Origin of the sequence: Candidatus Devosia phytovorans (assembly GCA_029202405.1) — a bacterium.
GTDB lineage: Bacteria > Pseudomonadota > Alphaproteobacteria > Rhizobiales > Devosiaceae > Devosia > Devosia phytovorans.
The window spans coordinates 2148233-2161356 of record CP119312.1 but is presented as its reverse complement, the minus strand read 5'-3'; the positions used below and the strand labels follow the sequence as shown (position 1 = coordinate 2161356).

The 13124-nt window shown below is 62.0% G+C and carries 12 protein-coding genes and 1 pseudogene; 4 read left to right on the top strand and 9 right to left on the bottom strand.

The annotated features are described in order from the left end of the window. Window positions 1–23 precede the first annotated feature (23 nt). Genes P0Y65_10720 through P0Y65_10705 form a run of 4 tightly spaced genes read right to left on the bottom strand, consistent with a single transcriptional unit; the run spans window position 24 to window position 3531 of the window. Window positions 24–755, bottom strand: a complete 732-nt coding sequence (locus P0Y65_10720) for an ABC transporter ATP-binding protein (protein ID WEK06684.1) — start codon at window positions 753–755, stop codon at window positions 24–26. Then, window positions 752–1585, bottom strand: a complete 834-nt coding sequence (locus tag P0Y65_10715; protein ID WEK06683.1) for an ABC transporter ATP-binding protein — start codon at window positions 1583–1585, stop codon at window positions 752–754. Before P0Y65_10715 ends, P0Y65_10720 begins: the two co-directional genes overlap by 4 nt. Then, the gene (locus P0Y65_10710; GenBank protein ID WEK06682.1) at window positions 1586–2485 is read right to left on the bottom strand and encodes an ABC transporter permease; all 900 of its coding nucleotides are present in this window, start codon (window positions 2483–2485) and stop codon (window positions 1586–1588) included. Further along, window positions 2485–3531, bottom strand: coding sequence for an ABC transporter permease (locus tag P0Y65_10705; protein ID WEK06681.1), 1047 nt, complete (start codon window positions 3529–3531; stop codon window positions 2485–2487). The genes P0Y65_10710 and P0Y65_10705 overlap by 1 nt, the downstream gene beginning before the upstream one ends. 157 nt (window positions 3532–3688) lie before the next feature. On the opposite strand from P0Y65_10705, the gene P0Y65_10700 reads away from it, so the two are divergent. From P0Y65_10700 to P0Y65_10685, 4 genes and pseudogenes are all read left to right on the top strand, one after another. After that, the gene (locus P0Y65_10700; protein WEK06680.1) at window positions 3689–4369 is read left to right on the top strand and encodes an XRE family transcriptional regulator; all 681 of its coding nucleotides are present in this window, start codon (window positions 3689–3691) and stop codon (window positions 4367–4369) included. Then, a pseudogene (locus P0Y65_10695) lies at window positions 4366–5953 on the top strand (ABC transporter substrate-binding protein). The gene P0Y65_10700 and the pseudogene P0Y65_10695 overlap by 4 nt, the downstream one beginning before the upstream one ends. Window positions 5954–6621: 668 nt before the next feature. Beyond that, the gene (locus tag P0Y65_10690; GenBank protein ID WEK06679.1) at window positions 6622–7725 is read left to right on the top strand and encodes a Xaa-Pro peptidase family protein; all 1104 of its coding nucleotides are present in this window, start codon (window positions 6622–6624) and stop codon (window positions 7723–7725) included. 213 nt (window positions 7726–7938) lie between these two features. Further along, a complete protein-coding gene (locus tag P0Y65_10685; GenBank protein ID WEK06678.1) occupies window positions 7939–8472 on the top strand; it encodes a GNAT family N-acetyltransferase in 534 nt (177 codons plus the stop codon). Between the two features lie 138 nt (window positions 8473–8610). Here P0Y65_10685 and P0Y65_10680 read toward each other — a convergent pair whose 3' ends face one another. The 5 genes from P0Y65_10680 to P0Y65_10660 form a co-directional block, all read right to left on the bottom strand. Continuing rightward, complete coding sequence (locus P0Y65_10680) at window positions 8611–10125, bottom strand: alpha-N-arabinofuranosidase (protein ID WEK06677.1); 1515 nt, start codon at window positions 10123–10125, stop codon at window positions 8611–8613. A gap of 117 nt (window positions 10126–10242) precedes the next feature. After that, the gene (locus P0Y65_10675) at window positions 10243–11169 is read right to left on the bottom strand and encodes a helix-turn-helix domain-containing protein (protein ID WEK06676.1); all 927 of its coding nucleotides are present in this window, start codon (window positions 11167–11169) and stop codon (window positions 10243–10245) included. A 113-nt stretch (window positions 11170–11282) separates the two neighbouring features. Continuing rightward, window positions 11283–11693 (bottom strand): pseudoazurin, encoded by a 411-nt coding sequence (locus P0Y65_10670; GenBank protein WEK06780.1) that lies wholly within the window; start codon window positions 11691–11693, stop codon window positions 11283–11285. 329 nt (window positions 11694–12022) lie between these two features. After that, on the bottom strand, window positions 12023–12652 hold the full coding sequence (locus tag P0Y65_10665; protein ID WEK06675.1) for a helix-turn-helix domain-containing protein: 630 nt from the start codon (window positions 12650–12652) through the stop codon (window positions 12023–12025). A 79-nt stretch (window positions 12653–12731) separates the two neighbouring features. Beyond that, window positions 12732–13112, bottom strand: a complete 381-nt coding sequence (locus P0Y65_10660) for a hypothetical protein (GenBank protein ID WEK06674.1) — start codon at window positions 13110–13112, stop codon at window positions 12732–12734. Window positions 13113–13124 lie beyond the last annotated feature (12 nt).

Sequence of the window (13124 nt, the reverse complement as noted above, 5' to 3'; positions counted from 1 at the left end):
GTGGACGTGGTGAGTTTGGCAAATTACCCCGGCGTCGCCGCCAGCAATTCCCGCGAATACTCTTCCCGCAACTGCCCCTGCTTCAGCAGCCCCACATCGGCCACTTCCACGATCCGCCCATGCCGCATCACGGCCAGTCGGTCGCACAAAAAGCTCACCACCGGCAGGTTGTGCGTCACCAAGAGATAGGTGAGCCCCTGTTCCTTCCGCAAACGCTTCAGCAGGTTCAAGATTTCCGCCTGCACCGAAACATCCAGCGCTGACGTCGGCTCGTCCAGCAGCAGCACTTTCGGCTCCAGCATCAGCGCCCGCGCAATCGCCACGCGCTGCCTTTGCCCGCCCGAAAGCTGGTGCGGAAAGCGGAAGCGGAAGCGATGATCCAGTCCCACGGCCGTCAGCATCTTTTCCACCCGATCGCCGCGCTCGCCGATCCCGTTGATCACCAAAGGCTCGCTCAGCACCGAGTCGATCGTCTTGCGCGGATGCAGCGACCCATAGGGGTCCTGGAACACCATCTGCACCTGCCGCGCCACATCGCGTTCGATGCGATGGCTGCGCGCCTTGCCCAGCACCGAAATCGACCCGGTCCAATCCGGCGCCAACCCCGCAATCGCCCGCAGGATCGTCGACTTGCCCGAGCCGCTTTCCCCCACCAGGGCAAAGCTCTCGCCTTCTGAAATGTTGAGGTTCACCCCATGCACGACCTTGGTGTCGCCATAGGAAATATCGAGGTTTTCGAGGTCTATAGCGCTCATGTGCCCGCCCATTGTGTCCGGTCGAGCACCGGCAATTCGTCTCGTGTCTCATCGATCACCGGCATCGCCGCCAAGAGGCCCCGCGTATAGGGGTGCCTGGCATTGGCCAGTTCGCCCGCCGCGCATTCCTCCACCACCCGCCCCGAATTCATCACCAGAATCCGGTCGCAATAGCGGCTGACGAGGTTGAGGTCATGGCTGATCAGGATCAGTCCCATGCCCTTCTGGGTCACGAGATTATCGATGATGTCGAGCACCTGTGCCTGCACGCTCACGTCCAGCGCCGAAGTCGGCTCGTCGGCAATAAGCAGCTCCGGCTCGGGGATCAGCATCATGGCGATCATGATGCGCTGCCCCATGCCGCCCGACACTTCATGCGGATAAAGCCCCGCCACGCGCTTCGGATCATGGATCCGCACCGCCTCCAGCATGGCGTAGATGCGTTCATTCACCTCACGCCGCGGCAGCTTTTCATGCGTCACCAGCGCTTCGGCGATCTGCTCGCCCACGGTCATCACCGGGTTCAGCGAAAACTTCGGGTCCTGCATCACCATGGAAATCCGCGCGCCGCGGATAGCCCGCATCTGCCGCTCGGACTGTGCCCGCAGGTCCACCCCGTCGAATTCCATCCGGTCGGCCGTCACCAGCCCCGGCTTGCGGATCAGCTTGAGGATGGACCGGCCCGTCATCGACTTGCCCGATCCACTCTCCCCCACAATGCCCAGCCGTTCCCGGCCCAGCTCGAAGGAAATCCCCTTCACCACCTCGACCCGACCCGTATGCGTCGGAAAGCTGACGCGCAGATTTTCGACCGATAGAAGCGGCGCCATTTACTTGTCCTCGCTCTTGGGGTCGAGCACATCGCGCAACCCGTCACCGAGGAAGCAGAAGCCCAGGCTGACGATGATGATGGCAAAGCCCGGCATGGTCGCCACCCACCACTGGTCGAGGATGAAGGTGCGGCCGCGCGAAATCATCGCGCCCCATTCCGGCAGTGGCGGCTGCGCCCCGAGCCCGATGAAGCCCAGCCCCGCCGCAGTCAGGATCACGCCCGCCATGTCCAGCGTCACGCGGATGATCATCGACGAGGTACAGAGCGGCAAAATATGCTGCACGATCACCCGCACCGGTCCAGCCCCGGACAATCGCACCGCCGAAATGAACTCCGCATTACGGATCGTCATCGTCTCGGCGCGGGCAATGCGCGCATAGGCCGGCCACGAGGTAATCGCGATGGCGATGATCGCATTGTTGATGCCCGGTCCGAGCGCCGCGACGAAGGCCAGCGCCAGGATCAGCTTGGGCATGGAGAGGAAAATATCGGTCACGCCCATCAGCGCCCGGTCCACCCAGCCACCAAAATATCCGGCCACCGCACCGACGAGTAACCCCAGCGGCGCCGAGATCAGCGCCACCAGTGCCACGATGGTGAGGGTAATCTGCGATCCATAGATCACCCGCGAATAGATATCGCGGCCCAGCTCGTCGGTGCCCATCCAGTGCGCGCCCGATGGCGGCAGCAGGCGCTGGCCCAGGTTCTGCCCCACCGGCGAATAGGGCGCGATCCACGGCGCAAAGGCGGCCGTGATGATCAGCGCCATAATGATGATCCCGCCCAGCAGCGACAGCGGATTGCGCATCAGCGCTGTCAGCACGCGATAGAAGCGCCCCGCATTGGCCTGAAACCGGGAACTGGGCGAGTCGGCAAGCAGCCAGTCACGTGTCGACATCAGCGGGCCCTCGGGTCGAGGACGCGATACAGCACGTCCGAAATCTTGTTGATGAAGATGAACACCGCGCCGATCACAAGCGTCGCGCCGAGCACGGCATTCATGTCGGCATTGAGCAGCGCCGTGGTCAGGTAATTGCCGATCCCAGGCCAGGCGAACACCATTTCCACCATCACCGAGCCTTCCAGCAGCCCGGCGTAGCTCAGCCCGATCACCGTAATCAGCTGCACCCGAATGGGGTTGAACGCATGTCGCCAGATCACCACGCGCTCCGGCACGCCCTTGACCCGCGCCGTGGTCACGAATTCCTGGCTCAGCTGATCCAGCATGAACGAGCGCGTCATGCGGGCGATATAGGCGAGGCTGAAAAAGCCCAGCACCGAGGCCGGCAGGATCAAATGGCTGATCGCATTCCAGAAAATCTCCCACTCGCCCGCCAGCAGGCTATCGACGAGGATCAACCCCGTCACCGGGCTCACCAGCCCGTCATAGAAAATGTCGAGCCGCCCCGGACCACCCACCCAGCGCAGCCGCGCATAAAACAGCGCCAGCCCCACCAGCCCCAGCCAGAAGGCTGGCATGGAATAGCCCAAGAGCCCCACCACGCGAATGATCTGGTCGATGATGGAGCCCTGCCGGCTGGCCGCGATCACGCCCAGCGGCACGCCGATCACCACGCCGAGAAAAATGCCGATTGTCGCCATTTCCAGCGTTGCCGGAAACACCCGGCCCAGGTCGTCCACCACCGCGCGGCCGGTCGACACCGATTGCCCCAGGTTGCCCGAGAACACGTTGATCACATAGCTGATGAACTGCTCCCACAGCGGCCGGTCCAGCCCCATGGCGATCTTGGCGGCGTCATATTGCGCCTGCGTCGCACGATCGCCCACCACCGACAGCACCGGATCGATCGGGATCACCCGACCGATGAAGAAGGTGATGGCCAGAAGGCCCAGAAAGGTGAGGAAAAGCGTCAGCACGAAACCGGCGACGGCAGATGCAATCCGCCCCCATTTGCGCTTTTTCGGCGGAACGGGGTCAGCCATGGCTGTCGTCTGCAGGTCTTGGCTCAAGCAGATAAACTCCAACAAAAACAGGAATTTACATCCGCAAGATGACTCTCTTGCAGACTGTGAGAACCCTCACATTTCGCTTTCACCATACAGAAAACTTTGCTTATATCAAAAAAATTTTGGTGGTTTGATGACGATCAATGCGCTGGCCAATGTCGATCTGGAGGGGCACCCCCGTGTGGGCGCGCTCATCCGTGCCCGCCGTCGCCAGCAGCAGCTCACCCTCGAAGCGCTGGGCAAATCCGCCGAAGTTTCGGTCGGCTACCTGAGCCAGGTCGAGCGCGATCACGCCACGCCATCGCTGGGCACCCTCGCTAGCATTGCCCGTGCTTTGGGCGTCGGCATCGACTATTTCGTCTCCGCACCCAAGCCTGAAACGGCGCTGACGCGGGCAGGGGAGCGCAACCGCTTTTCCGTCGACGGTTCCTCCATCGTCTACGAGCGCCTCGCCACCGATTTCCCCGGCAATCAGCTCTCCAGCTTCGTCATGACCGTGCCGCCCGGCTATCGCTCCGAAACCGTGGCGCATGAGGGCGAGGAAATCCTCTTCGTGCTCGAAGGCTCGATCACCCAGCGCCTCGATGGCGAGGAAATGATCATGAGCGCCGGCGATAGCCTCCATTTCCGCGGCAATCGTCCCCATTCCTGGTCCAACCACACCGATCAGCCCGCGCGCCTCCTCTGGACCGGCACGCTCACCCTCTTCCGGTCCTCGGCCAAGCCCTCGCGGCAGGTCGGGCCGGCAGCAAAAACCGGCCCTAAGCCGGTGAAGAACAAGAAGATCGTCACATCCAAGGAGAAACGCACATGAAGCTGTTTACAGCCGCACTGCTCGCGACTGCTCTGTCCATGCCGCTCGCGGCTGGTGCAGTTTACGCCGCGACCCCCGGCCGAAGCTCTGGTCATTGCCCAGAACATCGACGACATCGTCGCCCTCGATCCCGCCCAGGCCTATGAATTCTCGGCCGGCGAGATCAACGCCAATCTCTATGACCACCTGGTCCAGTATGCCGCCGAGGACACCACTGTTCTCGCGCCGGGCCTGGCCTCGGAATGGGTGGCCGACGAAGCCGCCAAGACCCTGACCTTCACCATGCGTGATGGCGCCACCTTCGCCTCGGGCAACCCGGTCCGCGCCGAAGACGTGCACTATACCTTCAAGCGCGTGGTCTCGCTCAACCTGACCCCCGCCTTCATCCTGACCCAGCTCGGCTGGACCCCGGAAAACATCGACCAGATGGTCACCGTCGACGGCAACACCGTCACCGTGCAGTGGGAAGGCGATTTCGCGTCGGCCTTCGTCCTCAACGTCCTGGCCTCGCGCCCGGCCTCCATCGTTGACGAAGTTCTGGTTTCCGAGCATGTCGAAGGCGAAGACTGGGGCAATGCCTGGCTCAATACCAATTCGGCCGGCTCGGGCCCCTATGTCCTGACCGACTATCGCCCGGCCGAACTGGTCCGTATGACCGCCAATGAGACCTATTTTGGCGGCGCCCCCGCCATGAAGCAGATCCTCATCCGCCACGTTGCCGAAGCCGCCACCCAGCAGCTGCTGCTGACCTCGGGCGACGTCGACATGGCCAAGAACCTCACCCCCGACCAGATCGCCGGCCTGCCGGAATCGGTCAAGGTGGAAACCTTCCCTCAGGCCGCCGTTCACTTCCTCTCCTTCAACCAGAAGACCGAGTCGCTGACCCCGCCGGCCGTCTGGGAAGCCGCGCGTTATCTTGTCGATTACGACGGCATGACCGAGACCTTCCTCAAGGGCCAGATGGAAAAGCACCAGGCCTTCTGGCCCAAGGGTTTCCCGGGCTCCTACGACGAAACGCCCTATAGCTATGACGTCGAAAAGGCCAAGCAGATCCTGGCCGACGCCGGCATCACCACGCCGATCAACGTCACCCTCGACGTGATCAACTCGGCTCCCTTCACCGACATCGCCCAGTCGCTCCAGGCTGGCTTTGCCGAAGCCGGCATCAACTTCGAAATCCTGCCCGGCACCGGCGCCCAGGTCATCACCAAGTACCGCGAGCGCACCCATCAAGCCATGCTGCTGTACTGGGGCCCCGACTTCATGGACCCGCATTCCAACGCCAAGGCCTTCGCCTATAATTCCGACAATTCGGACGCCAGTTACGCCGCCACCACCACCTGGCGCAACAGCTGGGCCGTTCCGGTCGAGATGAACGACGAAGTCAACGCCGCCCTGGCCGAACCCGATCAGGCCAAGCGCAACGAGCTCTACGTCGACCTGCAGGAAAAGGTCCAGGCCGAAAGCCCGATCGTCATCATGTTCCAGGCCGCCCTCCAGATCGGCATGGCCACCAACGTGGAAGGCTACGTCAACGGCTCCAACTCGGACTTCGTGTATTACCGCCTGGTGACCAAAAACTAAGTCGGCGCAAGTATTGGGCCTCGCGCCCTCCCCAAACTCGGTGTCATCCCGGCCTTGAGCCGGGACCCATCCCGAGATCTTCGAACTGGCCCGCAGGGCAAAATCGCTCCGGTGGAGCGATTTTAGGTGAGAAGGCCATGAGGGCTATGCCCGAATGGCCCAGACGCTCCCTGAACTCGATATGATCCCTCCCCCTATTCAGGGGGAGGTTAGGAGGGGGTACTCTTCTCCTTCATGAAATTGCGCCGGCGGTCTCCAAGCCGCCGTCGCAATCCGAAGCCGGACTCCTCCCTCGTGCCCGGCTTCACATTTCGTTAGGTCGAAACCGATCCACCAGCCACCCACCCAGCCTTAGGGCCGGGCCGCGAGACATCAAGTCATCGAGCGGGGCAGGGACCTCCTGGCCAAGCTCCCCAAACCGGGGCGGGCGGTTGGTGGATCTTTCGGGCTAATTCGAGCGCACGGTCTCTCCACACACTCGGTGTCATCCCGGCCTTGAGCCGGGACCCATCCCGAGATCGAGGTCCTGCCGCAAGGTCTTTGTGACGATCACGACCACCTTGCGGCAGCGACAAAATCTCGAGATAGGCCCCGGCTCAAGGCCGGGGTGACACCGCGGGTGTGGAGAGATGTTGCCATCCCACCAAACCAACTATCCGAGCCACACCATGACCACCCTCACCACCCGCCTCGCCAACCTCCGCGCCCGCATGTCGGCCACCGCCACCGACCTCGTCGTCATCGGCCCCTCAAGCCACATGGTCTATCTCGCCGATCTCTCGCCCCATGGCGACGAGCGCCCGGTCATGCTCATGGTCTCCCAGACCTTCGCCGGCTTCCTCATGCCCGCGCTCAATGTCGATAGCGCCCGCCAGCACACCGATCTCCCCTTCTTCCCCTGGACCGACGCCGACGGCCCCAATGCCGCTTTGGACGATATCCTCACCGCCACCGGCATCACCCGCACGTCTCCCTCCATCGTCCTCGACGAGACCATGCGCGCCGATTTCGCCCTGCTGGTCCTCGATGCCCTGCCGGGCGCAAAACGCCGCTTCACCCAGGACACAGTCGGCTATCTGCGCTCCCGCAAGGACGACAGCGAATACCAGCGCATCAAGGCCGCGCACCTGCTCAACGACCGCGCCGTCACCGCCGCCTTCGCCGCCCTCAAGCCCGGCATGACTGAACTCGACGTCGCCGCCTTCATTGGAGACTTCTACAAGGCCAATGGCGCCACCCTCGAATTCTGCTCGGTCTGCTTCGGCCCCAACGGCGCCTTCCCGCATCACCACACCGGCACGACCCCGCTCAAATCCGGCGATGCCGTCATGATCGACACCGGCTGCCGCCTCGACGGCTATCCCTCCGACATGACCCGCATGGGCTATTTCGGCTCGGCCCCCGAGGCCTACGGCCAGATCCACTCCATCATCGACCGCGCCGTGGAAGCCGCCATCGCCGCCGCCAAGCCTGGCGCGCTGGCCAGCGACGTCGACAAGGCCGCCCGCGACGTCATCACTGCCGCCGGCTATGGCCCCAACTTCCTCCACCGCACCGGCCATGGCCTCGGCATCGACATCCACGAAACGCCCTATATCACCGCCACCTCCGACGTGGTCCTCGACGAAGGCATGGTCTTCTCCATCGAACCCGGCATCTACCTCCAGGGCCAGTTCGGCCTGCGGCTGGAAGAAATCGTCATCCTCCGCAACGGCAAAGCCGAAATCTTCTCCGAAATGCCAAGAACGGCCGTGGCTGCAGGTCAGGAATAAGCGCTGCACGAACCAAAAACTCGATGTCATCCCGGCCTTGAGCCGGGACCCATCCCGAGGTCCTGCCACAGCCGCAAGGTAGATCTGTTCAACGCAACCACCTGGCGGCAGGTCGAGCATCTCAAGATGGATCCCGGCTCAAGGCCGGGATGACACCGGGGATGTTCGTAGGGCAGCGCGCACGATTGCAATTTTGAAAGGGCAGGGACCATCATGACACCAACACTCACCACCCCCCGCCTGACCCTCCGCGCCCACACCGCCGCCGACTTCCCCGCCTGCTGCACCCTCTGGTCAAACCCCGCCGTCACCCGCTTCATCGGCACCCGACCCAGCACCCCCGAAGAGGTCTGGCGCCGCATCCTGACCTATGCCGGCCACTGGCAACTCATGGGCTACGGCTATTTCCTCGCTGAAACCCGCGACACCGGCGAAATTGTCGGCGAATTCGGCCTCGCCGATTTCCACCGCGACATTGCTCCACCCATCGGCGACACTCCCGAAGCCGGCTGGGCTATGCTCCCCCAATTCCACGGCCAGGGCCTCGCCCACGAAGCCCTCACCGCCGTGCTCGCGTGGGTCGACCAGACCATGCCCCGCACCGTCTGCCTGATCGCCCCCGACAACACGCCCTCGCTGAAACTGGCCACCAGGCTCGGCTACACCGAATACGCCCAGACCAGTTACAGGGACGCCCCGACCATCCTGCTGGCGCGGGTGAGGGCTGCTGTAAATCCAAAATCCTGATACAAAAGAAGGGGTGCACCCTTCGCGGATGCACCCCCAAAACTTCACCAATATCCACCAGACGTCACGCTCGATGCTGACAGTCTGCTAGCCAATTCGACCCGAATGCGACGCCGGATCGGATCTGGTGTGTCAGCCTCAGCCGACCTTCACGCGCACCATCTGATACGAGTAGGGCGGCAGTGACACGCTCAGATTGCCATCGGCAATCGCAGCGCCGTCGCCCTTGCGCGGCTTCACTTCATCCTGCTTGCTGGCCGTATTGGTAGCCTCAAGGTTCGGATGCGTCATCACCTGATGGTCGATCACCGTGCCAGCGCCAAAGCCCTGCAGGCTTAGCGAAACATCGGCGGCTTCCGTGCCATGACGGTTGACCAGGAAGAAGCTGATTGTGCCTTCGTCCTCGTTGTAAACGCCTGATACGTCGACATAACCGGCGTTCTGGCCATACTTGCCATCATAGGTCGGGGTATCGACCTTGAGGTCCAGCGCCGTGCCGCGGCCAAAGATCGAGGCGAAATAATAGGGGTAATAGATGGTCTGCGCCCAGGCCGGACCGCCCTTTTCCGTCATGATCGGCGCGATCACATTGACCAGCTGCGCAATGGCGGCGATCTTCACCACATCCGAACGGCGGATGAAGGTGTTGAGGATCAACCCAACCATCAGTACGTCTTCAAAATTATAGATGTCTTCCAGCAGGCCCGGCGCATGCGGCCAGCCTGAGTTGCCGGCGAGCAGCGCCTTGTCCTGCTCCTTGGAGTGATACCAGACGTTCCACTCGTCGAACGAGATATAGACGTCACGCTTGCTGCGCTTCTTGGCCTTCACCTGCTTGATCGTCGAGGCCACGGTCTCGATGTAGGTGTCGAGTTTTTCGGCCATTGTCAGGTAGTTGGCCGTCTCCTTCTCCGGATTGAAGAAGTACATGTGCAGGCTGATATAGTCGACATGGTCATAGGTATGCTCGAGCACGATGCGCTCCCAGTCGGGATAGCTCTTCATGTCCGAATTCGACGAGCCGCAGACGATCAGCTCGAGCGAACTATCGAACATGCGCATGGCGCGGGCGGTATTGGCGGCCAGCTTGCCATATTCGTCGGCGTCCTTGTGGCCGACCTGCCAGGGTCCGTCCATCTCGTTGCCAAGACACCACATTTTCACATTCCACGGCTCCTTGCGGCCATTGGCAATGCGCAGGTCGCTGTAATAGCTGCCGCCTGGATGGTTCACATATTCGAGGAAATTGCGCGCATCATCGACGCCGCGCGAACCCAGGTTCACCGCCAGCATCATCTCGGTACCGACGGTGGCACACCAGTCGGCAAATTCATGAATGCCGACCTGATTGCTTTCCGACGTATGCCAGGCCAGATCCAGCCGGGTCGGGCGGTCTTCGCGCGGCCCGATGCCGTCTTCCCAGTCATAGGCCGAAACAAAGTTTCCCCCGGGGTAGCGAACCACAGGTACATTGAGGTCCTTGACCAGCTGGATCACGTCCCCGCGCATGCCGTCCTTGTCGGCGCTCGGGTGGTCCGGCTCGTAAATACCCTCGTAGATGGCGCGGCCGAGATGTTCGAGAAATGCCCCATACACTCGATCGTCGATCTTGCTGATCGTAAAATCCTTGTGCGCGATGACTTTAGCCTTCACGGCGCGTCCTCCCTTTTATAAACCCGATTATCTGATATATATCAGTTATCGTATTTGTAGCCGAGTTCGCTCCTTACCCGCAAGACCACTGCAGCACAAAAATATGATAATTTGCAGTCAGCGCGCCGTTTGCAGGCGCATGACGATATCCTGGTCATAATTGCCAAAACCGCGGCCGAAAATATTGATCCCGCCGGGATGCTTGGCATCATCCTTCACGCCGACACGCAGCCGGATCGAGTTCCAGCTTTCCAGATCGATATCGGCCAAAGACACCGGCGAGATCTTCACGCCATCGACATAGGTGCCGTCCCCGGTCACTCGCCAGCTCTTGAGCTTGCCATATTGGCTACCCTTCAGCAGCCACCAATCGGGGGTGTAAACCCCGCGCTTGTCACCAAAATCGCCCGGCGACATCCAGGTGCCGATCTCCGTGCCATTCACCGATAAGGTGATATCGCTCGGCCAGTCCGCCGAGGTCCCCGGCACTTCCGAACTCAGCTCCATGGAAAATTCCATGGCCTCGATCCGGCTCTGGCTGAGCTTGGCATTGTTGGGGAACTGATATTCCACATAGCCGCGCGTGAACCAGATCAGCCCCGCCTTCATCCGGTCGGGATCAAGGAATGTCCCCGGCACATCCAGCAGCCCGATGATCCCGTCCACCGAGCACAGCCCGCACGGCGCCGAGACCTCCCAGCTGGTATAAAGCCCCAGCGGCATCGCCACCTCGATCGTATCGGGCAGGGGCTTGCTGTCCGCCTTGAACATCACCAGCACTTCGTCGAAGGTCGAGTGACAGATTTTCTGATTGCCCTTGCGCGCCTTCTGCGTCTCGGTCCGGATCAGCCCGGCACCCTCCAGCACCTGGATATTGGTCGACACCGTCGACTGCGGCAGCCCAAGCGCCTCGGCAATGTCATTGCCATTCATCGCCCCATCGACATGCAACAGCTTGAGAATTCTGGCCCGCACCGGCGACGCCAGCGCCCTGAGAACCTCAATGCCCTCTTCGGGATCGACGACAAGAAAGTTTCGGCTCATGTGGCGGGTCATATCCGGCAAATTCAGGTGATCATGATGTCTATCAGCATTTCTGATGTAATCAACCGGACCCGGGACGCCGGCCCCGGGGTCCGAAACAGCTCTGATCCAGATCAGAGACCAGCGTCCACCAGCGCTGCAGCAAACCGGTCCTTGGCCTTGCCGGGCAGCTTCACCGTTTCGGTTTGCGCCAGATTGGTCGGCGCACCGTCACCCACCACGATGGCCGCCACCATGCCCATGCCGAAATGCGGCAGGCATTTGATGCCGTAGAGGCCTTCCTGGGTAAAGGTCACCACCACTTCCTTGCCCATGCCGCCCTTGAAGGCTTCGGCGCCCTCGGGCAGCACCTCCTTGATGCTTTCCACATTGTGCCCCTTGTCGGTCGGAACGAAGGTCACTGTGTCACCGGGCGCAATCCGCAACCCGGCCGGTTCGAACACCATGGCACCCGCGGCGCCCTTGTTCAGCATCAGGATTTCATGGTCGGCAGCATGGGCCGGCGCGGCAACGGCCAGCAGCATCGTGGCCAGCGTAGCCTTGATAAGCGCGTTCATTATTGTGTCCTCAGGCGAGAGGCGATCCATTCGCGTCTCGTCTGGCCTTTGTGCTGCCGGGGCAGGGCCCGCTCTTTGACACGCATCAAACTTGGCCGAAATGTCGCAGGCCGCGCCTGTCGATTTCGCCGTCCAGCAACACCGAATTGATCCGCATCAATTCATTTTGCCCCGCAAGACCCCATAGTCACCTGGCTCCTTTGGGGCCTCTTGGGAGCCGACGGCCGGACCGTACTCAGCGCGGGCCGGCCGTCTTCATTGGGCAAGTGCTTGCCCAGATCGCGCCGCCCTGCGCCTCAGCCGCGCAGATAGTCCAGCTCTTCGAAATCCACCAGCTCGATATGCTTCACATGCGGAATGCGGATCGTCCCGGCACATTTGAGCCTGGTCAGAATGCGGCTGACTGTTTCCAGCGACAGGCCCAGATAGTCGGCAATATCGGCGCGCTGCATCGACAGGTCGACGACCCGGTCCGTCTTCTGCCGTTCGGCCAGGTCAAGCAGGAAGGCTGCGACCTTTTCCATGCTGTTCTGGCGGCCCAGCACCATCAGATGTTCCTGTGCCCGCACCAGGCTATCCAGCGCCACCTTGAGCATCGACCGATTGAACTGCTCGTTCTGGTTGGGGCGCAGCACGCGGATGCCGGCACTGTCCACGGCCTCGGCATAAAAGTGCCGCTGGTCACCCGATTCAAAACCGAACACCTCGCCGGCAAAATAGAAGGCGCTGATCTGGCGGCGACCATCGGCCGAAACGCGGCAGAGCCGCACCGTGCCGAACTCGACCATATAGAGCTGGCCCGTCGGATCGCCTTGGCCATAAATCGTGGCGCCGGCATCATAGAGGCTCACGGCGCTCGGCTGCGAAAAGGCGAGAATGCCCTCTTCTGCCCCGTTGTGATTGCGGAATTTTGTCTGGATCAGCATTTGGTGGCCCCTGTGTCGTCGAGGGCCAATCTGTCACTTGCCATCCGGCGCCGAAATTCCGGTTGGCCTCCTAGGGACTCTACTTAGCGGCTGCCGCAGCCTTGCCCAGCGCAGCCTCCACCGCCCGGATCACGGCGTCCCCCGTCAGCGGCATGGCGATGACACCATCAATCCTGGCATTGGTCCAGAGCTCGGGCCTGTAGGCGATGACCAGCACTGGCCGTGTGTCCGCATGCAGCAGCTCGCGCGCCCTGCCTCTCAACACCCGCTCATCCACCAGCACGCAATCGAAAAAGGTGCTGCCGTCGCCCGGCAGGCTGGACCCCGCGGTGACCGAATAGCCATAGGCTTTCAGCGCGAATGTCACGGACCTGCGCAGATCGTCGTCAGGCGCCACAACGTGGACGCGGCCGGAATCCATCGAGCCATCTCCCGCGGCCGGAATGGCCAGCGCTGCCATGGCTCATACGCC

Bases quoted from the DNA above. Each gene is read 5' to 3' on its own strand.
- P0Y65_10705 (WEK06681.1), bottom strand. From the start codon at position 3,531: ATGGCTGACCCCGTTCCGCCGAAAAAGCGCAAATGGGGGCGGATTGCA.
- P0Y65_10690 (WEK06679.1), top strand. From the start codon at position 6,622: ATGACCACCCTCACCACCCGCCTCGCCAACCTCCGCGCCCGCATGTCG.
- P0Y65_10675 (WEK06676.1), bottom strand. From the start codon at position 11,169: ATGAGCCGAAACTTTCTTGTCGTCGATCCCGAAGAGGGCATTGAGGTT.
- P0Y65_10685 (WEK06678.1), top strand. From the start codon at position 7,939: ATGACACCAACACTCACCACCCCCCGCCTGACCCTCCGCGCCCACACC.
- P0Y65_10670 (WEK06780.1), bottom strand. From the start codon at position 11,693: ATGCTGCTGGCCGTTGCCGCGCCGGCCCATGCTGCCGACCATGAAATC.
- P0Y65_10720 (WEK06684.1), bottom strand. From the start codon at position 755: ATGAGCGCTATAGACCTCGAAAACCTCGATATTTCCTATGGCGACACC.
- P0Y65_10715 (WEK06683.1), bottom strand. From the start codon at position 1,585: ATGGCGCCGCTTCTATCGGTCGAAAATCTGCGCGTCAGCTTTCCGACG.
- P0Y65_10700 (WEK06680.1), top strand. From the start codon at position 3,689: ATGACGATCAATGCGCTGGCCAATGTCGATCTGGAGGGGCACCCCCGT.
- P0Y65_10665 (WEK06675.1), bottom strand. From the start codon at position 12,652: ATGCTGATCCAGACAAAATTCCGCAATCACAACGGGGCAGAAGAGGGC.
- P0Y65_10710 (WEK06682.1), bottom strand. From the start codon at position 2,485: ATGTCGACACGTGACTGGCTGCTTGCCGACTCGCCCAGTTCCCGGTTT.
- P0Y65_10660 (WEK06674.1), bottom strand. From the start codon at position 13,112: ATGGCAGCGCTGGCCATTCCGGCCGCGGGAGATGGCTCGATGGATTCC.